We start from the raw sequence: 26135 nt of genomic DNA, 5'->3' as shown, positions 1-26135 counted from the left end.
ACCTGAGTGACGTTACCTTCTTGCGTATGAGGTACGTCCCTTCGAGATTGATTGCCCGGTCTTGCACGAGAACAAGCGGGACTTCGATGCCGAGGTCAGCGAACTTCACGCGTTGAAAGATGCCTGTGGCGCGATGATTGCCGTAATGCGACGGTTGGCGGGTAAAGAAGGTGAAGCGGCCCAGGAGCGGGTGCATGCTATCGTTGAAGCTCTCGACCAGGAGGCGAGGAAAGGGAGTAATGCTGGCCCGTTCCAAGACCCCTATGAATTGCTTCGATCCATGGCGGCGCGGCAAGGTCAATCTCTTTGCACCGTGTTCTTGGCTTTCGACTTTGAGCGGGCGATAGATCAACGTCTTCAACACCTTGAGGCGCAGCGGCTTGAGTATTGGAGCCAGTCACACCGCCCGCCAAACCATTTCGCGAGGATCATTGCGCTTCGCTTTTCGCAGGCAATTGCCAGAAACACCGGTAAGCGCCCGACCTTTGGCACAGCCCGCGATGGAAATCATCCATCCACGGATTTTGGACGCGCATTGGAAGACATTTTCGAATTGCTCGAAATCAAGGGAGACGTGCGACGGCCTGCCGAGTGGGCGCTGTCGCAACTAACCGATGCCGATTTCCAAGAGCCGAGAAATGCACTGAATGACTTGGTATACGGATTTGGGGTTGGTGGCCCTCCAAGGCAGATGGGCGGCATATTGGGCATACTGCCAGACGAGGGGACCCAATCGCCAGAAAAAGACCCGGATGGATAGGACTTATGCACCGCTATTTTTGGCGTTCCCTTCGTTCTTAACAGACCACCTCCAATAGGAATTGATGGCCTCACATTCACTACATGAGGCACATCATGGCATATCTATTCGAGCAAAACCGCAACTACGTCCTGGGCGATCCTGAACTGGACGTCATCGGCCCGCGAGAGAAACTGGCGCAGTGGCGGCACAAGGGCACCGGCCCGGCATTCTACAGGCTTGGGCGCAAGATCGTCTATCGGGGAGAAGACCTGAACACATGGGCTGATGCCCAGCGGGTCGATCCTGAGCGGGGGGGTGGCTGATGGCGCGGGTGCAGGCGCGACGCGTGAAAATCCATCGCATCTACACGATCCAGCAACTTGCCGATCTTCTGGAGGTGACGGTGGGCACGGTTCGGCGGTGGTGCAAGCTGGGCTTGCCCTGCCTGACGGACATGCGGCCCTTCCTGATCGTTGGCCACGACTTTCTCGAATTCCATGCCGAGAAGCTGGCCCGGAAGAAAACCCGGCTGCAGCCATTCGAGGTCTATTGCCTAGGGTGCCAGACCGCGCGGACGCCGCAACCGGGCCTCGTCGATGCAGAGCCTATGGATGCCAAGCGCGACCGGATCATGGCGATCTGCCCGACCTGTGAACGGGTAACCCGACGGATCATCAAGCGATCTGATCTTCGCAAATGGGGCGTGAAATACGGCTTCGCGCCCAACATGCAGGAAGACGCCTAAGCGAACCTTTTCCGTTCAACTCAAATGATCACTTCAAAGGAGGCGCAGAACATGCCCGGAAAACACGCATCGAACGTGCGGATGAAGCATAAGTATCTGGATTGGCTTAAGCAGGCAGACGGTAAGGATGAAAAGACGCTGGATAAAGTCGCTGCGGCGCTGACGGAATTCGAGAAAGCGGTTGGCGGGAAGGATTTCAAGCAGTTTCATCGCGGCTGGGGAGAGAGGTTCAAAGCGCACCTCGCTAAATCGCGGAACAAGCGGACCAAGAAGCCCCTGTCGCCCTCTACGGTGGATACGACGCTGGCTTATGTGAAAGGCTTCGTGAAATGGCTGGCTGACCAGCCGGGGTATAAGTCGCGGATCACTTATTCGGACGCTGCCTATTTCAATAACTCACGTAAGGGCGGGCGGGTGGCACATGCACGGCGGCCCGTGCCCTATCCATCGATGGAGCAGGCGCTTCAAGCGTTTCAGGCTATGCCGGAGGGTGATAAGTATCAGCGGCGGGATAAAGCGTGTTTGCCTTCTTTATGCTGACAGGGGCGCGGGACGGGGCGGTGGCGAGCCTGCTTCTGAAGCACGTGAATCTGTTTGACGGTCACGTATTCCAGGATCCGCGCGATGTTGCGGCAAAGAACGGCAAGCTTATCGACACATGGTTTTTCCCCGTCGATCCGCTCTATCGTGAGTATTTCGAGCGGTGGGTCACCAATCTGCGCGAGGTCGAGTTGTTAGGGGATGTGGACGCGGTGTTTCCGAAGGCGAAGATGGGCATGGTGGACAAGCGGTTCGCCAAGGTCGGATTTGCGCGAGAAGGCTATTCATCTGGCGCACCGCTCAACGCAATCATCAAGGCGGCGTTTCGACGGGTTCAGATGCCCCCTTTTACGCCGCATGCGTTCCGCAAGACGCTGGTGCGGTATGGGGATGGAATTTGTAGGTCGATGGAACAGCACAAGGCGTGGTCGATGAACTTGGGGCACGCTCATCTCGCCACCACGACCAATAGCTATCTGCCTGTAAGTAGAGAGCGCCAAGGAGAGGTGATCTCGGGCATGAGCTGCGGACGCTAACGGTGAATATGTAATACAGTGAGTGGCGGCTATGGTTCAGTACAGCTCCTTAAGAACCACTCAACCAATTATCTTGATACGGTTTGGCGTCTTGGCGGCTGTCGATCGGTGTACACTGGTCATGGGTGTTGCGGGTCAAGCACAGTTGCCAAGCGCACTACCGGTAAGTGCTGCGTGGCACTAGTTGAATACTCAGCCTTGTATAAGGTGCGGCCAACACCACGACATGAAAAAAATTGGGTGGCGCCCGAGTGGCGATCATTCGGCTGACGGGAGGTCAGTGTGAAGCAGGTGAACGCTTCAAACAGCGTGGCAAATCCGGGTCCGCTCACGCAGCCCGAAACGCCGATGGCGCAGTCCGTCGGTGGCAAGGCCCTTCTTGCGGCGTTGGCGGCCTCTGTGGTGCCGGTGTCGGGTGCCATTGCACAATCCTGTATGGGTGACGCGCGGATCGTGGACGGTGTCTGCGTACCTGCCATTTCCCGTCCGGGACCAAGTGTGGCCGACGCGCCGACCGGGTTTGTCATTTCCGTCGACGGGAACGTGCTCGAAGGCGATGATGAGGTGCGCGACATTGTGCGTCGCACCGACGTGCGGCTGGCCGATGCCGATATCGAGGTGGTGTTTGACGGATTGGGCGCGCGCCCGAGGCTGGACCTCGAGGTTGTGGGCGAACCGCGGGCCCGCGTCACCGGCGATCGGGGCGTTCTACAATCGGCCACCAACTATCCCGCCTTCATTGCGCGCAGCGAGGTGCGTCTGCTTGATCTGGCGGCGACGGGCGGCCCCCGCACACTTGAGGTCATTCCCACTGAGGCCAATGGGACGGTGACCATCACGGTGCCCGAAGGCGACAGCATTGCCGTGGTGCATCGGGTCTATGACGTCGAGGGACGGTTCAACGAAACCTATCCTGTGCTTCTGAGTGAGGCGGATCGCCGACCGTTGGCCGATGGCGTCGAAGACGGCTCTGACCTGACGGCGCGGTCCCGTATTCCGGTCCATGGCGGGGCGGTGACCGTACGTGGGTCGTCCATCGTGCCCGGCGCGCGGGTTGCAGCGCTTGGAGAGGTCGTGCAGCCCGACGGATCGGGTGGGTTTGTCTTGCAGCGCATCCTGCCGCCCGGGGAATACGGCATCGACGTCAACGTCGTTGGCCCGGGTCAGGCGGTCGACCTAGTTCGCGACATCGAAATTCCCCGCGCCGAATGGTTCACGACGGGGCTTGCCGATCTGACAGTCGGGTGGCGCGAGGTCGAAGGGGAAGGGTCCGAGACGTGGAATTCCGCGCGGCTGGCCTTCTACATCGATGGACGCACCGCGACCGGATACGAGATCACGGCGCAGGCAGATACCGGTGAAGGCGAGATCGAGGATATTTTCCGCAGGCTGGAAGAGCGTGATCCGCGTGCGACCGTGCAGCGGATCGACCCCGATGACCTTTATCCGACCTATGGCGACGACTCGACCGTGATCGACAATACCCCCACCTCGGGCCGCCTTTACCTGCGGATCGAGCGGGACGGCAACCACTTTGTATGGGGTGATTTTGAAGCGGATATCGACGGCAGCACCCTAGTGCGCAACGACCGTTCCCTTTACGGCGCGCAGGCCTATTGGGCCACTAGTGATACCACCGCACGCGGGGAGGCGCGCGTCAGCGTCACGGCCTATGCAGCAAGCCCCGACATGCTTCCGCAGCGGGATGTGTTCCTGGGCACCGGCGGGTCGGTTTATGTGCTGCAACGACAGGATATCGGCGTTGCGACCGAAGTGCTCAGCATCGAGGTGCGTGATCCGGTGACTGGCCGCGTCATCGACATCGTGCGCCTGGCACCCGGTGTCGATTATTCGATCAATTACTTGCAGGGCATCGTCACCCTGTCCGAACCGCTTGCCAGCCGCGTCGCCGACGCGGGCGTGATTGCGACGCCTGGTGATGCGCCGGAATTGCGGCTGGTGGCGCAATATGAATACACGCCCACCCTGGTCGATGCCGACGGCTATTCGGTTGGGGGCAGGATCGAAGGCTGGATCACCGATGACGTCCGGATGGGCGCGTCGGGCATGGTCGAACGCACCGGGGCCGCCGATCAAACGGCGCTTGGCGCCGATGTCGAATGGCGCATTGGCGAGAACAGCCATGTGACACTCGAATATGCTGAAAGTGATGGGCCGGGGTTCGGATCGACCTTTTCAGCCGATGGCGGCCTGATCTTCGACGCTGTCGGCCCGAATGCCGGGTCAGGCGCGGCGGTAAGGGCCGTTGCCCGACTGGATTTTGCCGATATGGGCCTGCCGGGCGAGGGGGTGATCGGCCTTTACTTCGAAGATCGGCAAGAAGGCTTTTCAAGCCTCGACTACTCGGTCACTTCGGCCACCGGGGACGAACGGCTTTTGGGCGCGTCTATCGAGGGGACGCCGCGCGAGGGCCTGAGCTATTCCATCAGCTACGACGATTACGCCAATGCCGTTGGCGAACATGACCGGCGGGCCGAGGGCGAGGTGTCCTTTGCCCTGAACGATCGCTACACGCTGGGTCTGGGGCTTGAACACCTGGACCGGGACCGCGCGGCATCGGTGGGGGAACAGGGGCGGCGCACAGATATCGGCGCGCGCTTGACCTATGCCTATACCGCCGACTCCGAAGTCTACCTGTTCGGACAGGCCTCCATCGAAACCGAAGGACTGGAAGACAACGACCGGCTGGGTGTCGGGGCCACCTATGATTTCGATAACGGATGGCAAGTCGCGGGCGAGATTTCCGCAGGCGCCATGGGGCCGGGCGGCTTGTTGCGGTTTTCCTACGACAATGGCGACGGATCGACCTCGTATTTCGGATACGAGCTTGATCCCGGGCAGACGCTGCCGGGTGTGACGCTTGATGGCCGCGACAACGGGCGCTTTGTGGCCGGGATGCGGCGGCAGGTGAACGACCAACTCACCTATTTCGGCGAAAACACATATGACATGTTCGGGCGCTACAATGCGCTTACCACGGCCTACGGGCTGACGTATCAGACAACTGAATTCCTCAGCTATACCGGCGCCCTTGAATTCGGGTCGGTCGATGACCGGTTCGACAACGACTTTGACCGAACAGCGATCAGCCTTGGCGTCCGCTACGAGGACGAGACCCTGACCACGGCGGCACGCCTGGAACACCGCATGGAAACCGGCCTGCGGTCGGGCGCGGCGCTCGACAGCGAGACCATCGCCTTCACCCTCGATGGCCGCTACCTCATCAACGAACACGAACGGCTAGTTTATTCCTTTGAGGGGATCGACACCGACACAGACGAAAGCTCGATCCTCGACGGCAGTTTTGTGGATGCCACCGTGGGTTATGCGTTCCGGCCCACCGACAATGACCGCCTGAACGTTTTGGTGCGCTATCGGTATCTGTTTGATGATGTTGGTCAACGCCTCAACGACACTGATGAACTTGGTCCGCGCCAGCGCAGCCATGTCTTTTCCGCAGATGCCAATTACCTGCTGGACGATCATTGGCGGCTTGGCGCGCGGGTTGGGTTCCGCCTGACCGAGGCGGCGGCCACCGAAACCGATCCCTTCACCCAGAATGACGCGATCCTTTCGGTCCTGAACGCCCGCTATCACCTGCTGCACAACTGGGACGCGCTGGTGGAATGGCGCGCGCTGCATACGGTGCAGGCGGGCGGCACGGATATGGGTGTACTGGGCGCTGTGTCCCGGCAGATGGGCAACGGGATCAGCCTTGGCGTTGGCTACAACTTTGGCAGCTTCTCGGACGATCTGACCGACCTGGTGCGGGATGATCAGGGGCTGTTCATCAATCTGACGGCCAGCTTCTAGGGCAGGCCAAATGCGACGAAAGACGCGCGCACCGGCAAACAGGCGCCGCGCAGGGGAGTTTGAACCGGATGGTCAGGATTGCACGGATCAAGGCATCGCTGTTTGGGATGGCGGTTGCCTGTGCAGGGGTCTTTGGGCTTGGCGATGCGGCGCAGGCGCAATCCACTTTGCCGACCTTCGGCTGCTCCGGTGACATCTATCAGGTGCAGTCCGGGCAATTGCGGATCTTTGACCCGATCACCTCGACCTATACCAACATCGGCACCAACCAGGGCAGCTACAACGCCACCGGCTTCAATGTCGTCGACAATTACGCTTATGCTTCGCAGGGCGGCAACATCATCCGCATCGGCTCGGATGGCGAAACCGAAATCGTGTTCAATGTCGGCTTCTCGACCTTCTCCGGCGATCTGGACCGATCGAACAACTTCTATCTGCGCCGCAACAACAATCGCTACGACCGGCTCGATCTGGCCACGGGCGTCATAACGACGCTCAACTTTACCGGCTCCGGCGGCGGCCCTGCCGATGTCGCGTTCATCCCCGGGGGTGGCGACCGCCTGATCGGGTTCAGCGGCAGCCAGATGTATGTCTACAACCTGACCACCTTGCAGAAAACGCGGCTGAACGTGTCCGGTGGCCTGCCCGGTGGCGGTTACGGTGCGACCTGGACCGACCTGTCGGGGCGGCTCTTTACCTTTAACAACAACACGGGCCTTCTGTTCGAAATCTTCGATTACGACACAAATGCCCCACGCGCCGTGCAGGTGGGCGTTGGCGTCCCCTCGGGCAACAACGACGGCTTTTCGTGTTCGCTGGCGAATTTCCCGAACCTGCCGCCCCTGGCGCAGGACGATGACTTCACCACGCCGGTTAATGTCGCCATAACCGGGGATGTGACTGCCGACAACGGCAACGGCATCGATAACGACCCCGACGGTGGCGACCTGAACGTGGCAGGCCCCGACACAGGGCCATCCGACGGCACCCTGATGCTCAACCCCGATGGCACGTTCAGCTATACGCCCGACGTCTATTTCATTGGCACCGACACGTTCACCTATACCGTGACCGACCCCGCGGGCCTGACCGCGACCGCGACCGTTACCATCGACGTGACCGGCGACGTCGGGTTCACGGTCGATAAACGGCGCGTCTCGGGCGCGGCCGTCGCCGCCGAAGAAGGCGAAGTCGTCGATTACGTGATCGAGGTCGAAAATGCCGGCGATATCCCCCTGACCGGGATCAACATCGTCGACACGCTGCCCAACGGCAGCACCGCAACCCTGACCGGACCGGTCGAGGGCGGTGGCACGGACGGCCGCGATCAACCGGGCCGCATCGATGTGGGCGAGACCTGGAGCTACACAGTGTCCTACACGGTCGAGCAGGGCGATATCGACGGCGGTGGCCCCCTGGTGAATACCGTCGCGGTCAGCACCGCCGAGACGGGTGCCACCGTCGAAAGCGACACGGCCAGTATTCCCGTCGATCAGGACGACAGTTTCGCCTTCACCAAGACCACCGATGTCAGCACCTTTGCCGCTGTCGCCGATCCGATTGTTTTCACCCTTTCGGTGGAGAACACGGGCAATGTCACTATCACCGATATCGTTGTTGCCGATCCATTCTTTGATCCGGCAGTGAATTGCACCATCGCGTCGCTTGCGCCCGGTGTGACAGACGACACAACCTGCAGCTTCACCTACAACGTCACGCAGGCCGATATCGACCGCGGCGAAATCGTGAACACCGCCACCACCAATGCCGATGGGGCTGGGGGTGCCGCCTTGCCCGAACAAAGCGCCACCGCAACGGTGACAGGGCCCGCTGAAGTGGCGGCCTTGCGCGTGGAAAAGACCGACGAGGGCGCGGATGGCGTTTTCGGACCGGTCAATGAAATCGAAACCTTCACCTTCGAGGTGTTCAACGACGGTGACGTGACGCTGACAAACCTGACGCTCAGCGATCCAGACCTCGGGTTTTCCTGTGCTCTCGCCGATCTCGCCCCTAACGGCAGCACGACGACCTGCGCCAATGGCGACCCGTTGAATGCCGATCTAACCATCACCCAAGCTCTCGTCGACGCCGCAACCTACGAGAACACGGTCAGTGTCACGGGCGAAACCACGCAAGGCGCAGCGATCAGCGATGACGACACCCTGACCATCGACGGACCGGCGCAAGCGCTGGAACTCACCGTGGCCAAGAGCATAACCGCAGGCGACAATTATACGGCCGTCGGCGATATCATTAGCTACAGCTTTGTGGTCACCAACGCGGGCAACATCACGATTACACAGCCGATCACTGTGGCCGACAATCTGACCAGCGTGTCTTGCCCGGTTCTCCCTGCGGGCGGCTTGGCGCCGTCGGCGACCCTGACCTGCACCGCCCAATATGCCGTCACGCAAGGCGATCTGGATGCGGGCAGCGTCACCAACCTGGCTTCGGCCAGCGTCACGCAAACGCTGGCCAACGGCTCCACCGTCACCGAGACCTCGCCACAGGACACCGCGACTGCCAATGCCGCTGCGGCCCCTGCCATTGCGATTGCCAAGGACCTCACCTCGGTCACCGATGTGGGCGGTGGTATCCAGCCGACCCTGACCTTCGATGACGTCGGCGATGTCCTGACCTTTACCTTCACGGTCACGAACACCGGTAACGTGACGCTGACCGATGCGATCACGGTCACCGATACCGATATTGGCGCCACGGTCGCGTGCCCCGCCGGTGGCCCGGTCAGCTTGGCACCCGGCGACAGCGTGAGTTGTACTGTGACCTATGCCGTGACGCAGCCCGACCTCGATGCCGGCAGGTTTGCCAATTCCGCCAGCGCCGCGACAACCTTCGACGGCACGCCCGTCAATACGGCGACGCCCGGCACCGAGACGGCTTTTGCACAGCAGAACCCGGCGCTCGCAATGACCAAGACCGCGCCGGGTGGCACGGTCCTGACCGTCGGCAGCACGATCACCTATACCTATGTGGTGACCAATGCGGGCAATGTGACGCTGACCGATCCGGTGACCATTACCGATGACCGCATTCCGACGGTGAATTGCCCCACCCTGCCGCCCGGCGGGCTGCAGCCGACCGATACGCTGACTTGCACCGGCGACTATACCGTCACTGCGAATGACGTCTTCATTGGCACGGTCGTGAACAATGCCACCGCCACGTCGGGTGGCACCACCTCGCCGCCCGTCACTGAAACCGTGCCCTCGGGCGGCGCGCCCGCCCTTGATGTGGCCAAGGCGATCACGTCGATTGCCGACCCGCTGGGTGGCACGGCAAGCGGACTGCAGTTTAATGATGTCGGCGATGTGCTGACCTTTACCTTCACGGTAACCAACAACGGCACCCGCGCCTTTGTCCGTCCGGTCACTGTGACCGACCCGATGCTGACGCCGAACCCAATCACCTGTTTCACGCCAACGGGCGCCGATCCGGATTTCCAGCCGGGTGAAGTGGCGACCTGCACCGGGGAATATGTCGTCACGCAAGCCGATCTGGATGCGGGCGAAGTTGTCAACACGGCCTTTGCCTCGGTCGAATACAACGCCCCGGGCGAGGGGGTCAGCACCTATAATTCCCCGGCCGACAGCGAAACCGTGACAGCGGTAACCGCGCCTGAATTGACCGTTGCCAAGGATGTGACCGCCGGACCGGACCCGGCCTCGGCGGGCGATACGTTGACCTATACGCTGTCTGCGACGAACACCGGCAACCAGACGTTGACCGATGTCAGCCTCAACGATCCGCTGATCCCCAGCCTGAGTTGCACCGTCAACTCCGCGCCTGCCGCGGCCAGTGTGACGCTTCAACCGGGCGAAGCGCTGATTTGTACCGGCGATTACACGGTCACGCAGGATGATTTCGATCAGCAGAGTCTGACCAACACGGCCACCGCCACCGGGCTTAGTCCTGATGGCAGCCCGGTCTCGGGCACCGGGACCGACACGCATCCGCTGGCGACCCCCACGCCGAATATCGAGGTTATCAAGACCCTCACCTCCGGAAGTGCTACACCCGCTTATACCGCCGAGGGCGACGTCGTCAGCTTCACGATCGAAGTGCGCAACGCCGGCAACGTGACGCTCAGTGGCGTCGATGTCACCGACAGCCTGGTGCCCGGCACCTGCACGGTCGGCACGCTGGAGCCGGGGCAAAGCGACGACACTTGCCGGTTCGAATATACCGTCGAGCAGGGCGATGTGGATGCGGGCCAGATCGACAATGTCGCGACCGGCGTTGCAACTCCGGTGCCGTCTTCCGGCGCGGGGCAGGTGACCCAAACCGGCGCACTCACGACAACGGGGCCGACCCGGACGCCGGAGATCACGCTGACGAAAACCGTTGATCTCAGCAGCTACAACGCCGCGCTGCAAACGCTCACCTATACGTTCGAGATCGAGAATACTGGCAACATCACCCTGACCGGCACACCCAGCATCAATGACCCGCAGGTCACCGGGCTCAGCTGTAATGCCCTGCCGCCGGGCGGGCTTCTGCCGGGCGACACGGTCACCTGCTCGGCCACCTACGAGGCGCAGCAGGAAGATATAGACGCCGGGTCCATCACCAATACCGCCACGGCCTCACTGCCCAATCCGTTGGACGCGGGCACGCAGCTGACCTCGACCGCATCGGTGACGATCCCGGCGGAACAGACGCCGTCCATCGCGCTGACCAAGATACCCGGTGTCGCAAATTTCACCGGGGCGAACCAGACGATCACCTACACCTACACCATCACCAACACGGGCAACGTCACCCTGACGGCCGCACCCGTGCTGACCGATGACCGCATTCCCACCGGCCTGACCTGTGATCCGGTGCCCGCGGGCGGGCTGGAGCCCACCGATACGTTGGACTGCACCGGCACATACCAGACCACGCAGGGCGACGTAGATGCGGGCGCGGTCACCAATCTGGCCGCCGTCGAGATCGACGATCCCACCAATCCCGGCACCCCCTTGCGGGCCAGCGCAGGCGCCACCGTCCCCGCGGTGCAAAACGCCTCGATCGAGATCACCAAGACCCCCTCGATCACCACGAGCGCCGCAGTCGGTGACATCATCACTTACACCTATGTCGTGACAAACACCGGCAACGTGACCCTCGACAATATCGTGCTCGACGATCAGCATACGTCCGCCTCGGGCACTGGACCGCTGGCGATTTCGGACGGCGGCGTCGTCCTGTCGCTTGATCCGCTCGACAGCGCGACCCTGACCGCGCAATACGAGGTGACGCAGGCCGATGTCGATGCGGGGGCGGCATTGACCAACCTTGTCTCTGCCACCGCGACGCCCCCCGCCGGCGTAACCGCGCCAAGCGATACGGCGTCTGCCACGGTTGATGTGTCGGGGGCGGCGCCCGCGCTTGTGGTCCTGAAGGATGTGCCCAATCTGCCTGCAACGCTTGTGGCAGGCACCGACGTCACCTTCCGCATCCGGGTGCAGAACACCGGGAACGTCACGCTCGATACCGTTACGCTGACCGACACGCTGCGCCGCCTTGATGGCACGCTGATTGCAACGCCGACGCCCACGGGCCCGATTGCCGACACCGGCACCTTGGGCGAACTCGACGTGGGCGAGGTCTGGGAATACAGCCTGATCTATACGCTGACGCAGGACGATGTGAATGCTGGCGGCATCTCGAACTCGGTCCTGGCCGAGGCGCTCGACCCCTCGGGCACACCGACGTCTGACGTTTCTGACGACAGTTCGCCCACTGGCGACGCGCCGACGCTTGTGCAGATCCCGGCCGCACCCGCGATTGAGGTGATCAAGACCGTCGCAACTCCCGCAACGATCGTGAACGGGCAAGTGGTCTTTGAAATTGCCGTCCAGAACACCGGCAACGTCACCCTGACCGGCGTCGGGATCGCCTCGGACACCGTCACCCGCCTGGATGGCAGCGCCGCGACCGGCGCGCTCAACGGGCCGATCTTCACCGGGTCCGGTGGCGGCTCTCCCTCCGGAACGCTGGTGCCGGGCGAGACGGCCACCTATTCGGTCACCTACACCCTGACGCAGGAGGACGTCGACGCGGGCGGCATCCAGAACACCGCCACCGCAACCGGCACGCCGCCCAATGGCGCTCCAATCAACGATGTGTCTGACAATGACGGCATCGGGGCCAGCGATCCGACGGTGCAGGAAATCACGCCATCCCTTGGCCTGACCCTCGACAAGCGCCTGGCCTCGGGCGGGCCGACGTTTGATGCGGTGGGGGATGTGCTGGGGTTCGAATTCGATGTGACGAACACCGGCAACACCACCCTGACCGAGCCGATTGTCATCGACGACCCGCTGATCATCGGGGCAGGGGGCAGCGTGATCTGCCCCGCCGGGCCGGTGGCGCCGGGGGCAACGATCACCTGTTCTGGCAGCTATGTGGTGACGCAGCCCGACCTTGATGCGGGCGCGGTCACCAATTCGGCCACGGCAAGTTCGTTGTTCAACGGCACACCCGTCAGTAGCGCCGCCGACGGCGTCACGGTGCCCGCCGATGCGCAGCCCGCCATGAGTCTTCTGAAAGTGGCGGACCCGATTGATCCGGTCGATTTCATTGTCGGCGCCATCGTCACCTATACCTACACGGTCACCAACACCGGCAATGTCACGCTGACCGATCCGATCGCCATCACCGATGACCGCATCCCCGCATCGGGGATAACCTGTCCCGTCTTTCCGGCGGCAGGCATCGCGCCCACGGCGCAATATGTTTGCACCAGCAGCTACGAGGTGACGGGCGATGATGTGGATGTCGGATCGGTCGTCAACAACGCGACCGCCACCTCCGGCGCGACAACCTCGCCCCCCGCGAGCGAGGCGGTGCCGAACGGCGCGGTGCCCGCCCTGACCATCGACAAGACCCTTGGCACGGTCGAAGACCCTTCCGGCACGCCGCGGGCCACACTCGAGTTCGCCGAGGTGGGTGACACGCTGATCTACGACTTCACGGTGACCAACACGGGCACTCGGGCCTTTGTTGGGGATATCACCGTGGTCGATGCGCTCCTGCCCGCAAGTCCGATCACCTGTTGGACACGCATCCCCGGCACGGATGAGGATTTCCAAAGCGGCGAAAGTGCGACGTGTAGCGGCGAATATGTTATCACCCAGGCCGATCTCGATGCGGGCTTGGTCGACAATTCCGCCGTCGCATCGACCGAATTCGGCTTGATCCCGACCGTTTACAACTCGCCCGCTGATACCGAGACCGCGAACGCCGCGACCGACCCGCAACTGACCTTCGACAAGCGCGTCATCAGCGCACCGATCACCGCCGTGGGGCAGTCGATCACCTACGAGTTCGAGGTTCAGAATACTGGGAACCAGACCCTGACCAACGTTACGGTCACCGACCCGCTCTTGCCGGGGCTCACCTGCACCGTGGCAAGCCTAGCCCCCGGTGCAAACCTCATCTGTTCCGAGAATTACACCGTCACGCAGGCCGATATCGACGCGGGCTCCGTGGTTAATACCGCCACGGCCAACGCCACCATACCGGCGGGCGGCTCGATCAGCGGAACCGATGGCGAAACAGTTGCAATGCCAGCCGCCAACCCGTTGATAAACTTGGCAAAGTCAGCGTCGCCCGATCCCTTTGGTCCGTTAGGTGGCGACGTGCTTTACACCTTCACCGTCACCAATACGGGCAATGTCACGCTGACCAATATTGTGGTGACTGACCCAATAGATCCCGGCTACAGCTGCCCCGTGCCGGACCTCGCTCCGGGCCAGACCAATTCAAGCTGCACGCTCAGCTATACCGTGACGCAGCCCGATGTCGACGCTGCGCAGATCACCAACACCGCCACGGTCAACGCGACCGCCACGCGCGGCGCGGCGGCCCCGGCCAACGCAACGATCACCACGCCCGGTCCCACGCCCGCCCCGGCTCTGGAACTGAGCAAGACCAGCGCGGTGGATTTCCTCGGCGACGGTGGAACGGTTACCTACACTTTCACGGTCGTGAACACCGGCACCGTCACCCTGCAGCCCCCCACTATCAACGACACGATGACCCGTCTGGACGGATCGCCGGGTGGCCCCATCGGCGCACTCTCAGCGCCCGTCGAAAGCGGCACCGCCAACGGCCTGCTCGATGTGGGTGAGACCTGGACCTATACAGCCACCTACACCATCACGCTCGACGACGTGAATGCCGGCGGGTTCGAGAACACCGCGACGGCAATCGCCGCCGACGCGCTCGGCAATCTGGCCTCGGACGTTTCCGACGATGGCGACGACGGGGACGGCAACACCACCGACGACCCGACCCGGATCGAGATCACCAGTGAACCGTCGCTTGAGGTCGAAAAGGTCATCACCACACCGGGTGCTGTGGCCACCGACACGGTTGTTTTCACGATCACCGCGCGCAACACTGGCAACGTGACGCTGACCACGCCCACCGTCGCCGATACGCTGACCCAGATCGACGGCACCCCCGTGGGCGGCACGGTGCCCGCGCCGGTCCTGACCTCCGGCAACGCCGCCGGCATCGCTCCCGGCGAGGCCTGGACCTGGACGCTAAGCTATACGCTGACGCAGGCCGATATCGACGCTGGCGGCCTGTCGAACACGGCCACCGTCTCAGGTGCCCCGCCGACAGGGCCCGTGGTCGAAGATGTCTCGCGTGACGGCGATCTGGCCGACGGCAATGTCGCTGACGATCCCACCGAACTTGTGATCGCGCGCAATCCCGGCATCGACGTCATCAAGTCCCTCGTTTCGGCGGGCGATGCGGTGGGCGAAACCATCGTCTATGACATCGCCGTCGCCAACGGCGGCAATGTCACGCTCGGTGACCTGGTACTGACCACCGAGGATCTGACGAATTTCGATGGCTCCGCGCTGACGCCCGACAGCATCACGCAAATCAGCGGCGATACCACCGGCATCCTCAACGTCGGTGCAACCTCGGTCTATCGTGTGATCTACACGATCCAGCAATCCGATATCGACGCAGGCGGCGTCCTGAACTCCGCCACGTTCCAGGCCACTTCGCCCACCGGCGCGCCAGTTGTAGATGTCTCTGACACCGGATTGGGCGATGGCAGCACGCCAACCCCGGCCCCGATAACCCAGATCGACGCACTCGCCGTCGGCAAGACCGCCAGTGTGCCGATCCGCATCGGGGGCACGCTCACCCAAGTCGAATTCGAGATCGAGATCGAGAACACCGGCAACGTCACGCAGACCGGGCTGCAGGTGATCGACGATCTGACCGGCTTCGTCGCGCCCGCCACGCTGGTGGATGTCGATACCCCGGCGGTCACCGATTTCAACGGGGCATCGGGCAACGGGCTTTATGACGGGGCAACCGATACCGAAGTGCTCGACGGTGCGGTCGATCTGGCGCCGGGCGAGGGGGGCACCATCCTTCTGACGGTCCGCTATGACGTCGCCACCGGAAACCCGGCCTCTCCGAACACCGTTTCCGTCACGACCGATCGTATCACGGTGCCGGTGACCGCCACCGCCTTTGTTGCTGGTATCACCGCCGAACCGGATCTGTTCGCCAACAAGGTCGCCTCGCCGCAAACCGCGATCCTGGGCGATACGATTACCTATACGATGACCTTCGAGAACCGGCTGACCACGGCGGAAGGCGCGTTGACCCTGATCGATGAATTGCCGCCCGGGCTCGAATACACCCCCGGCACCGCCACCTTCAACGGATCGGCCACGCCGGCACCGATCGTCGCGGGGCGGCAGCTCCAGTGGCCCAATGTCACCATCGGACCCAGTGAAACGATCGCCATCGAATTGCAGGCCCGTATCACCGGCGGCGAAAGCGGCGAATTGACCAACCGCGCCTTCATCGTGGCAGCCGATGGCTCGATCCTGTCGAACGTGGCTTCCGCCACCGTGACCCGCCGCGCAGAGGCATTGTTTGATTGCGCCGAGATCATCGGGCGGGTGTTCGACGACCGCGATCTCGACGGGGTCTTTGACGAAGGCACCGAAGAAGGGTTGCCGCGCGTGCGGCTGGTAATGGTTGATGGCACCCTCATAACCACGGACGAATTCGGCCGCTTCTCTGTGCCCTGTGCCGCGCTGCCCCGACAGGATATCGGCTCGAACTTCCAGCTTGAACTGGATGACCGCACCCTGCCCACGGGCTTCTTCGTTACAACTGAAAACCCTCGTATCCTGCGGGTGACACCGGGCACGATGACCGTTTTCAATTTCGGCGCTACCTTTGGGCAGTTGATCGAGATTGACCTGACGGCCGAGGCCTTCGATGCCGAGGGGCGCCCGACCGTGGCGCTCCTCGACGGCGTGGACCGGCTGATGCAGGTAATGGATGAGCGGCCGTCGGTTCTGGAGCTTGATTACTTCCGTGGTGATGAAAGTCTTGAAGTCGCACGGCGTAACTTGAGCATGCTGGAAGATCTGATTGAACGGCGTTGGCGCCGGGCCGCGCCCTACGAACTTCGCATCGTCACCAGCATAGGACGAACCCGCTGAGTCGTTTTACAACTCATTGGAAAGAAGTATCCAGTTTTGACTGCGACGCGACCTTATATCCGAGGTAGCAGAGACTTGATGCTAAATGCGTTCTTCTTTTTCTCCATCGCATGAACTTCCACTCATTGATGGCTCCTATGTGGTATGAAACGTGGTATGGCGTCGCGTGTTGTTTATGAAAGCATATAGAAAACAATTGGCTGCCTGAAAAATTTTGCGGACTTCCTGTCCGCCACCTCCCTTTTCCGGGTTGATGACCCCAGGACGCAGGCCGCAAGCGGCGGCCGCCGGTTTGCGGATTTGATCGTTCCGCATGCCAAATCGGTGCAAACTGCCCAAGGATTGACCACATCGCGTCTGCGGGTGTGCTCGCCCTGCGATTGGCATTGATGGCCTGGCGATCTTGCCCGACACCCCGCGCATGAGCTCTGCCCTGACCATCGTGGTTGTCGAAGAAGACCGCACGCGCGCCATCGACATCGTCAATGCGTTGAAAGATGCGGGCGATCACGACATTCACGTGATCGGTGATAATTCTGGCCTGTCTCGGCGTGTTGCAACGTTGAACCCCGATATCGTGCTGATCGACATCGATCATCCGACCCGCGACATCCTCGAAGAACTGACGTTGGCGTCCGGCCCGCTGGAACGGCCCGTGGCGATGTTCGTCTCGGGCGCTGCGGGCAATCTTGCCAAGGCCGCCGTTGAGGCGGGCGTGTCGGCCTATGTCGTCGATGGGCTGCATCCCGACCGCCTCAAGCCCGTCATGGACACCGCCATCGCGCGGTTCCAGATCATGCGCCAGATGCGGGTGGAGCTCGATGAAACCCGCCGCGCCCTGGAAGAACGCAAGGTCATCGACCGCGCCAAGGGTCTGTTGATGAAAGCCCGCCAGATCGATGAAGACGCGGCCTATGCCATCCTTCGCAAGGCCGCCATGGATCAGGGGCAGCGCGTCGCCGAAGTGGCGCAATCGCTGGTGACGGCGGCGGGGTTGCTGCGATGAAAACGGTGCCGCTGTCCGTGGCCTACATGCCGCTGGTCGATGCGGCCCCTTTGATCGTGGCGCAGGAATTGGGCTTTGCGGAGGGCGAGGGGATCACGCTCGACCTGATCCCGGCGCCGTCGTGGTCGTCGGTGCGCGATATGCTGGCGTTCGGGCGGGTGGATGTGGCGCATTTGCTGTCGGTCGTCCCCGTTGCCATGTCGCTGGGTCTGGGCGGGGTGGCGACCGCGCTGTCGGCGGTCTCGGTTCTGTCCGTCAACGGCAACGTTATCGGCATCAGCCGCCCGCTTGAGGCCAAGCTGCGGGGCGCGGGGTACCCGTTCGACTTCGCGGATGCGCGCGCGGCAGGCGCTGCCTTGGCCATAGCTGCGCCCGAGGGGCTGACCATCGGTGTTCCGTTCCCGTTTTCCATGCATGTCGAGTTGCTGCATGTCTGGCGCGCGGCCACGCCTTTGGCGTGCGTTCCACTTGAAATCCGCACCGTGCCGCCGCCGATGATGGCCGACGCCCTCGCCGCCGGTGAGATCGACGCATTCTGCGTCGGCGAGCCTTGGGGATCCGTCAGTGTCGAAAGCAATGTCGGCGCGCTTTTGTTGCCGGGCAAGGCGATCTGGAGTTTCGCGCCCGAAAAGGTGTTGGCGACCCGCGAAACCTGGGCCGAGACGGAGATGCAGCTTTTGGGGCGCCTGATCCGGGCGGTCTGGCGCGCGGGCCGCTGGCTTTCGGAGCCCGCAAGCCGCACCGCCGCCGCCGAATTGCTGGCCAAGAGCGCCTGGCTCGACATGCCTGCCGAAGTCGTGGACCGCTCGTTGGCGGGGCATTTGACGATCTCGTCGGACGGAGAGCTGCGCGACCTGCCCGGCTTCCTCGAATTCCATCGCGGCGCCGCGGGGTTTCCGTGGCGGTCTCAGGGCAAGTGGATCGGTCATCAGATCGCCACACGCACCGGCTTGAAGACCGCCGACGCCGTTGCCAGCGCCGGGCATGTCTTTCGCAGCGACCTCTACCGTGCGGCGCTCGACGGCACCAGCGCGGAGTTGCCCGGCGCATCCGAAAAACTCGAAGGCTCCCTCACACACCGCACGGCGGTGGGGTCGGTGGGGGGGGTGGTTTTGGAGCGGGATGCGTTCTTTGATGGGCGGATTTTTGATCCTTACGATCCGTAGTGCCCATTTTTTGGGCGAGTCCACCCGGAGCATGCGGCGACGCAGCATTTTTTCGCCCATGGCCCCGACGAGACGCTTGCGCTCAGCGGGGCAGAGTGCTCCGGTACACAGGCACGGAGGCAATGGCGTCTCCGTCCCGAATTTCCCAAAGCCCGGGATTGCTGAGCAAAGCCGCTCGAATGTGTCGCCCCTTCCGCGACGTGTTCGGCGGCTTTTTGTCATTTGTCCGGCGCCCTGACGCGCCAACCCCTAGCCAGGAGACGATCCTCATGAATCGCGCAATCGCAGCCCTCGTGACCACGACAGCCCTTGCCGGGCCACTGGCCGCGCAAGACCTTGAAATAGACGAGCTGACCTTTGGCTTCATCAAACTGACCGACATGGCACCGCTCGCCATCGCCTATGAGCGGGGCTATTTCGAGGACGAGGGCCTGTTCGTCACGCTGGAGGCGCAGGCCAATTGGCGCGTGCTTCTGGACGGGGTGATCGACGGCACGCTTGACGGGGCGCATATGCTGGCAGGCCAGCCCATTGCGGCGACCATCGGCTACGGCACGCAGGCCAACATCATCACGCCGTTTTCGATGGACCTCAACGGCAACGGCATCACCGTGTCCAACGAGGTGTGGGAGCTGATGCGCCCGCACATCCCCTCGATGGACGATGGCCGCCCGCAACACCCGATCAGCGCCGAAGCGCTGGTTCCGGTGGTCGAGCAATACCGCGATGAAGGCACGCGGTTCGACATGGGCATGGTGTTCCCGGTCTCCACGCACAATTACGAGATCCGCTTCTGGCTGGCGGCGGGCGGGTTGAACCCCGGCTTCTACAGCCCTGAAGACATTACAGGAACCATCGATGCCGACGTCTTCCTGTCCGTCACCCCACCGCCGCAGATGCCCGCCACGCTGGAGGCGGGAACGATCTTTGGCTACGCGGTCGGCGAGCCGTGGAACCAGCAGGCCGTGCAGCGCGGGATCGGCGTGCCGGTCATCACCGATTACCAGCTTTGGCCCAACAATCCCGAGAAGGTCTTTGGCATCACAGAGGCGTTCGCCGCGGAAAACCCCAACACCACGCAAGCCATCGTCCGCGCCCTGATCCGGGCGGGCATGTGGCTTGACGAGAATGACAATGCCAACCGCGAAGAGGCGGTCGAAATCCTGTCCTGGCCGGAATATGTCGGCGCGGATGCGGAGGTGATCGCGGCCTCGATGACCGGCACGTTCGAGTTCGAGCCGGGCGATGTGCGCGAGATCCCCGACTTCAACGTGTTCTTCCGCTACTACGCGACCTATCCCTATTATTCCGATGCGGTCTGGTACCTGACGCAGATGCGCCGCTGGGGTCAGATTGCCGAACCGATGAGCGATGAGTGGTATCACGAGGTCGCCGCGCAAGTGTATCGCCCGGACATCTATCTTGAGGCCGCGCGCAGCCTTGTCGATGACGGTTTGGCGGCGGAGGCAGACTTCCCCTGGGACACGGACGGGTTCCGCGAGCCGGTCAGCGAGATGATCGACGGCATCACCTATGATGGCCGCTTCCCCAACGCCTATATCGACGCCTTCCCGATCGGCCTGACCGGCGATGAGATGGTGGTCGACGGCGCCGTGACCGGCGGTTGAGCCGCGAAATGCTGCGGGTGCGAAAATTTGCGCCCGCGACATTGCCCAAAAATTGGGCGGCGCAGGTGCGGTATAGACCGGGTATAGACATCGTATATCTCCGGTATAGACGCGCGATAGCTCCGCCCATCCCAGACGCCCATGCTGCACCGCAGAAAGGACGCGAGAGATGACGACGGTAGACCCGAATTTCGACGCAGACCGCGAGGCGCGCCGCGAGCGCCGCTTCACCCGGATCAACAAGGCCGACGCCTGGCTCAAGGTGTTGGGCCTGGCCTGGATCACGCCGGTGCTGCGGATTGCGGCGGGCGACAACCCCCGCGCCCAGGGCGGCGAGGTCTGGCGGCTTCTGGGGGTGCCGCTTCTGGCGATTGCGGCGTTCCTGACGCTATGGGCGACACTGGCACCGACGGTGCAGACCTCGCTTGGGGCCATTCCGGGCCCCGCGCAGGTCTGGGAGCAGGTTGGCAATCTGAACGAAGACGCGCAAAGGACGCGCGAGCGCGCCGCCGATTTCTACGACCGGCAGGAAACGCGCAACGCCGAGCGCCTCGCCAATGGTGAAGAGGCACGCCCGATCCGGCAATTCACCGGCGCGCCGACCTATTACCAACAAATCTGGACCTCGATCAAAACGGTGTTCTTCGGGTTCCTGATCGCCACCATTGTCGCCGTGCCGTTGGGCATTGCGGCGGGCCTGTCGGCGACGGCGAACGCGGCGCTGAACCCGATCATCCAGATCTTCAAACCGGTCAGCCCGCTGGCGTGGTTGCCGATTGTGACCATCGTGGTCTCCGCGGTCTACACGACCGAGGACGGCTGGTTCGAACGCTCCTTCCTGGTCTCGGCCATCACCGTGACACTGTGTTCGCTTTGGCCGACACTGATCAACACGGCACTGGGTGTGGCGAGCATCGACAAGGATTTGGTGAACGTTTCTAAGGTGTTGAAAATGGGCACCTGGACCAAGATCCAGAAGCTGGTGTTGCCTTCGGCCCTGCCCCTGATCTTTACGGGGCTGCGGTTGAGCCTTGGGGTCGGCTGGATGGTTCTGATTGCGGCCGAGATGCTGGCGCAGAACCCGGGCCTTGGGAAATTCGTCTGGGACGAGTTCCAGAACGGGTCTTCGCAATCGCTGGCCAAGATCATGGTCGCGGTTCTGACCATCGGCATCATCGGCTTCCTGCTGGACCGGCTGATGTTCACGATCCAGTCGCTTTTCACCTTCACCAACAACCGTTGAGGTTTGGCACATGTCCTTTCTCGAGCTGAAAAATGTCTCCATGCGCTTTGGCGACAGCCAGGTTCTTAACGACATTAACCTTGAGGTGGCGGAGGGGGAATTCCTTGTCCTTCTGGGCTTCTCGGGGACCGGCAAGACCACGTTGATCAACCTGATGGCGGGGCTGGAGCGCCCCACCAGCGGCGAGGTGTGGTTCAAGGGCGCGCCGGTGCGCGAGCCCGGCCCCGAGCGTGGCGTGATCTTCCAGAACTATTCGCTGATGCCGTGGCTGACGGTGAGCGGGAATGTGGGGCTGGCCGTGGACACGATGTTCCCCGGCCTGCCCAAGGCCGAGCGCGCCGCGAAGGTGGCCAGATATGTCGAGATGGTGGGCCTTGGCCCGGCGGCGGGGCGGCGGCCTGCGGAATTGTCGGGGGGCATGCGGCAGCGGGTGAATGTGGCGCGGGCCCTGGCGATGGACCCGGAGATGTTGCTGCTCGATGAGCCGCTGAGCGCGCTGGATGCGTTGACGCGGGGCAATCTGGCCGAAGAGATCGAGAAGATCTGGGAGGCGGACAAGAAGACCTGCGTGCTGATCACCAATGACGTGGACGAAGCGATCTTGCTGGCGGATCGGATCATTCCGCTGAACCCCGACGGGACGTTGGCAGAGGCGTTTGAGGTGGGGATCGAGCGGCCCCGCGACCGCACGGCGATGAACAATGATGCAGAGTTCAAGCGGCTGCGCGCGCAGGTGACCACCTATCTGATGGATGTGGGCATCGAGGCGAAGGTCGAGGGCGCGCGTGTGTTGCCCGACGTGACGCCGATCCACGCGGTGCCGGTGGCGGTGAAGAACGCGGCGCAATCGGCGATCGAGGACCGGTATCTGGAGTTCTCCAAGGTGCACAAGGTCTATCCGACGCCCAAGGGTCCGTTGACAGTGGTGGAGGATTTCGACCTGAAGCTGCGCAAGGGGGAGTTCATCAGCCTCATCGGGCATTCGGGCTGCGGGAAATCCACGGCGCTGACGATGGTGGCGGGGCTGAACGAGATCTCCAAGGGCGCGATCAAGCTGGACGGGGTGGGCGTGGAAGGCGCGGACCCGGAGCGCGCGGTGGTGTTCCAGTCGCCATCGCTGTTTCCGTGGCTGTCGGCGCGGGAAAACTGCGCCATCGGGGTCGACAAGGTCTATCCCAACGCCTCGCGCGCGGAGCGTCAGGACGTGGTGGAATACTACCTTGAACGGGTGGGCCTGGCCGATGCGATGGACAAATCCGCGGCCGATCTGTCGAACGGGATGAAACAGCGCGTGGGCATCGCGCGGGCCTTCGCGCTGTCGCCCAAGCTGCTGCTGCTCGATGAGCCGTTCGGGATGCTCGACAGCCTGACGCGGTGGGAGTTGCAGGAGGTCCTCATGGAAGTGTGGAGCCGCACCAAGGTCACGGCGATCTGTGTCACCCACGATGTGGACGAAGCGATCCTGCTTGCCGACCGGGTGGTGATGATGACCAACGGGCCGCAAGCCACAATCGGCAAGATCACCGAGGTGGACCTGCCGCGCCCGCGCACGCGCAAGGCGCTTCTGGAACACCCCGATTACTACGCCTACCGGCAGGATGTGCTCGATTTCCTTGAGGAATACGAACACGGCGCGACTCCGAAAACGCCCACCTCCGGTGGGACTCCCAAGGCGGCCAAACCCACATCGGGAAACGGCACTGACAAATCGGCCAAGCCGGCGATCGCGGCGGAGTGAGGGATATGACCAAACAAAACCTTGTCATCATCGGCGCGGGCATGGCCTCGGGGCGGGTGTTGGAGCACCTGACCGACGCGGCGCCGGACGCCTTTGACATCACCTTGTTCAACGCCGAGCCGCGCGGCAATTACAACCGGATCATGCTGTCGCCGGTTCTGGCGGGCGATCAGACCTACGAGGAGATCGTCACCCATGACGCCGCCTGGTACGCCGAGCGCGGCATCGCCACGCGGTTTGGCGAGCATGTGACCCGCATCGACCGGGCGGCCAAGGTCATCCACGGCGAACACGGTGACGTGCCCTATGACAAGCTCATCCTCGGCACCGGGTCCAACCCGTTCATGATCCCGCTTCCGGGCCATGATCTTGAGGGGGTGATTGCCTATCGGGATCTGGAAGACACGCAAGCGATGATGACGCTTGGCGCGGGGCAGAAATGCGTCGTGATCGGGGGCGGGCTCTTGGGCCTTGAAGCCGCCGCAGGCATGGCCGCGCGCGGGGTCGAGGTCACGGTGGTCCATATCATGGGCCACCTGATGGAGCGACAATTGGACGAAGCCGCAGGCTACCTGTTGAAAAAGTCGCTTGAAGACAAGGGCATCACCATCCGCTTGCAGGCGAATTCCAGCGAAATCCTGGGCGAAGACGGCAAGGTCACGGCCCTGCGTCTGGACGATGGCACCGACCTGCCGTGTGACCTTTTGGTGATGGCGGTGGGCATTCGGCCCAACGTGGCGCTGGCGCAGGAGGCCGGATTGGCCGTGGGCAAGGGCGTGCATGTGGATGACCAGATGTGCACGTCCGATGCGGATGTCTTCGCGGTGGGCGAATGCGTGGAGCATGACGGGGCGATCTTCGGTCTCGTCGCGCCGCTTTACGATCAGGCGAAGGTGCTGGCCCGCACGTTGTTGGGCGAAGAGGCGGCTTTCGTGCAAAAGAGCCTGTCGACCAAGTTGAAGGTGACGGGATGTGACCTGTTTTCGGCCGGGGATTTCGGCGATGGGGAGGGGCGCGAGGATATCGTGTTCCGCGACCCCGCGCGCGGCGTCTACAAGCGGCTGGTGATCGAGGGCAATCGTCTGGTCGGCGCGGTGATGTATGGCGACACGGCCGATGGTTCGTGGTTCTTCGGCCTGATCCGCGACGGCACCGACATCGAAGAGATGCGCGAGACGCTGATCTTCGGGCCCGCCTATCAGGGGGGGGACACAGCGGACCCTTTGTCAGCCGTTGCAGCCTTGCCGCCTGAGGCGGAAATCTGTGGCTGTAACGGCATTTGCAAGGGCGCGATTGTCGAGGCGATCGAGGCCGGGGCGGGCGATCTGGGTGCGGTGCGCGCCACCACCAAGGCGAGCGCGTCCTGCGGCACCTGTACCGGGCTGGTCGAGCAGGTGTTGCAGGTCACGCTTGGCGATGCGTTCGAGATGCCTGCGGCGCAGCCTGTGTGCGGCTGTACGGAGCATACCCACGAAGACGTGCGGCGGTTGATCAAGACGATGCCTTTGAAATCGCAGGAGGCCGTCTGGCAGGAGCTGGGATGGTCCACCCGGAACGGCTGCCATGTGTGCCGCCCGGCGGTGAATTTCTACCTGCTGGCCGATTGGCCGTTGGAGTATCAAGACGACCCGCAAAGCCGGTTCATCAACGAGCGCAAACACGCCAACATTCAAAAGGACGGCACGTTTTCCGTGGTGCCGCGCATGTGGGGCGGGATCACCAACCCATCCGAGCTGCGCGCGATTGCCGATGCGGCGGACAAGTACGATGTGCCGACGGTCAAGGTCACGGGTGGACAGAGGATCGACCTGCTGGGGGTGAAGGGCGAGGATTTGCCCGCCATCTGGGCCGATCTGAACCGGGCGGGGCTGGTCTCGGGGCATGCCTATTCCAAGGGGCTGCGCACGGTAAAGACCTGCGTTGGCACCGACCATTGCCGGTTCGGGACGCAGGACAGCACGGGGCTTGGGATCAAGCTGGAGAAAGTGTTGTGGGGGTCATGGACGCCGCACAAGCTGAAGCTGGCGGTGTCGGGGTGTCCGCGCAATTGCGCCGAGGCGACGTGCAAGGACATCGGCGTGGTCTGTGTCGACAGCGGCTATCAGATCAGCATCGGCGGCGCGGCCGGGATGGATGTGAAAGAGACCGAATTGCTGGTGCAGGTCGCCAGCGAGGCGGAGGCGATCGAGGTCGTCATGGCGGTCACGCAGCTTTACCGCGAGGGGGCGAAGTACCTTGACCGGATCTACAAGTGGATGGGCAAGGTGGGGCTTGAGTGGATCCGCGCGCGGATCAAGGACAAGGCCGAGCGTGCGCGCCTGGTGGCGGCGTTCGAGTTGAGCCAGAGCATCTATCGCAAGGACCCCTGGGCCGAGCATGTGGCGGAGCAGGCCGAGCGCTATCAGCCGTTGGCGGATCTGACGCTGGAGGCGGCGGAATGAGCGGCGCGGTCGCAATT

The 26135-nt window shown here is 62.7% G+C and carries 13 protein-coding genes; all 13 read left to right on the top strand.

What is annotated here, in order from left to right; genetic code table 11:
• The first annotated feature begins 61 nt into the window (after nucleotides 1–61).
• Complete coding sequence (locus V8J83_RS04890; RefSeq protein ID WP_339984046.1) at nucleotides 62–760, top strand: hypothetical protein; 699 nt, start codon at nucleotides 62–64, stop codon at nucleotides 758–760.
• A 95-nt stretch (nucleotides 761–855) separates the two neighbouring features.
• Entirely contained in the window at nucleotides 856–1065 is a 210-nt protein-coding gene (locus tag V8J83_RS04885) for a MerR family transcriptional regulator (RefSeq protein WP_339984044.1), read from the top strand.
• Nucleotides 1066–1088: 23 nt separating this feature from the next.
• On the top strand, nucleotides 1089–1487 hold the full coding sequence (locus V8J83_RS04880) for a helix-turn-helix domain-containing protein (protein WP_339984042.1): 399 nt from the start codon (nucleotides 1089–1091) through the stop codon (nucleotides 1485–1487).
• A gap of 51 nt (nucleotides 1488–1538) precedes the next feature.
• Nucleotides 1539–2027, top strand: a complete 489-nt coding sequence (locus tag V8J83_RS04875; protein WP_339984040.1) for a site-specific integrase — start codon at nucleotides 1539–1541, stop codon at nucleotides 2025–2027.
• A gap of 20 nt (nucleotides 2028–2047) precedes the next feature.
• Entirely contained in the window at nucleotides 2048–2563 is a 516-nt protein-coding gene (locus V8J83_RS04870; RefSeq protein WP_339984038.1) for a site-specific integrase, read from the top strand.
• Between the two features lie 282 nt (nucleotides 2564–2845).
• Nucleotides 2846–6397, top strand: coding sequence for an RHS repeat domain-containing protein (locus tag V8J83_RS04865; RefSeq protein ID WP_339984036.1), 3552 nt, complete (start codon nucleotides 2846–2848; stop codon nucleotides 6395–6397).
• A 68-nt stretch (nucleotides 6398–6465) separates the two neighbouring features.
• A complete protein-coding gene (locus tag V8J83_RS04860) occupies nucleotides 6466–16896 on the top strand; it encodes a CLIPPER-2 domain-containing protein (RefSeq protein WP_339984034.1) in 10431 nt (3476 codons plus the stop codon).
• A gap of 421 nt (nucleotides 16897–17317) precedes the next feature.
• Nucleotides 17318–17902, top strand: a complete 585-nt coding sequence (locus V8J83_RS04855; protein ID WP_339984032.1) for an ANTAR domain-containing response regulator — start codon at nucleotides 17318–17320, stop codon at nucleotides 17900–17902.
• Nucleotides 17899–19068, top strand: coding sequence for an ABC transporter substrate-binding protein (locus V8J83_RS04850; RefSeq protein WP_339984030.1), 1170 nt, complete (start codon nucleotides 17899–17901; stop codon nucleotides 19066–19068). Before V8J83_RS04855 ends, V8J83_RS04850 begins: the two co-directional genes overlap by 4 nt.
• 269 nt (nucleotides 19069–19337) lie before the next feature.
• The gene (locus V8J83_RS04845; RefSeq protein ID WP_339984028.1) at nucleotides 19338–20696 is read left to right on the top strand and encodes a CmpA/NrtA family ABC transporter substrate-binding protein; all 1359 of its coding nucleotides are present in this window, start codon (nucleotides 19338–19340) and stop codon (nucleotides 20694–20696) included.
• Nucleotides 20697–20865: 169 nt separating this feature from the next.
• On the top strand, nucleotides 20866–21939 hold the full coding sequence (locus V8J83_RS04840) for an ABC transporter permease (RefSeq protein ID WP_339984026.1): 1074 nt from the start codon (nucleotides 20866–20868) through the stop codon (nucleotides 21937–21939).
• 10 nt (nucleotides 21940–21949) lie between these two features.
• Nucleotides 21950–23677, top strand: coding sequence for an ABC transporter ATP-binding protein (locus tag V8J83_RS04835; protein WP_339984024.1), 1728 nt, complete (start codon nucleotides 21950–21952; stop codon nucleotides 23675–23677).
• Between the two features lie 5 nt (nucleotides 23678–23682).
• Entirely contained in the window at nucleotides 23683–26118 is a 2436-nt protein-coding gene (gene nirB / locus V8J83_RS04830) for a nitrite reductase large subunit NirB (protein ID WP_339984022.1), read from the top strand.
• Nucleotides 26119–26135 lie beyond the last annotated feature (17 nt).

Origin of the sequence: Gymnodinialimonas ulvae (assembly GCF_037543845.1) — a bacterium.
Taxonomy (GTDB): Bacteria; Pseudomonadota; Alphaproteobacteria; order Rhodobacterales; family Rhodobacteraceae; genus Gymnodinialimonas; species Gymnodinialimonas ulvae.
The sequence above is the reverse complement of the archived record's forward strand: the minus strand, read 5'-3'. Positions and strand labels throughout refer to the sequence as shown.

Bases quoted from the DNA above. Each gene is read 5' to 3' on its own strand.
- V8J83_RS04885 (WP_339984044.1), top strand. From the start codon at position 856: ATGGCATATCTATTCGAGCAAAACCGCAACTACGTCCTGGGCGATCCT.
- V8J83_RS04875 (WP_339984040.1), top strand. From the start codon at position 1,539: ATGCCCGGAAAACACGCATCGAACGTGCGGATGAAGCATAAGTATCTG.
- V8J83_RS04860 (WP_339984034.1), top strand. From the start codon at position 6,466: ATGGTCAGGATTGCACGGATCAAGGCATCGCTGTTTGGGATGGCGGTT.
- V8J83_RS04855 (WP_339984032.1), top strand. From the start codon at position 17,318: ATGAGCTCTGCCCTGACCATCGTGGTTGTCGAAGAAGACCGCACGCGC.
- V8J83_RS04850 (WP_339984030.1), top strand. From the start codon at position 17,899: ATGAAAACGGTGCCGCTGTCCGTGGCCTACATGCCGCTGGTCGATGCG.
- V8J83_RS04845 (WP_339984028.1), top strand. From the start codon at position 19,338: ATGAATCGCGCAATCGCAGCCCTCGTGACCACGACAGCCCTTGCCGGG.
- V8J83_RS04840 (WP_339984026.1), top strand. From the start codon at position 20,866: ATGACGACGGTAGACCCGAATTTCGACGCAGACCGCGAGGCGCGCCGC.
- V8J83_RS04835 (WP_339984024.1), top strand. From the start codon at position 21,950: ATGTCCTTTCTCGAGCTGAAAAATGTCTCCATGCGCTTTGGCGACAGC.
- nirB (WP_339984022.1), top strand. From the start codon at position 23,683: ATGACCAAACAAAACCTTGTCATCATCGGCGCGGGCATGGCCTCGGGG.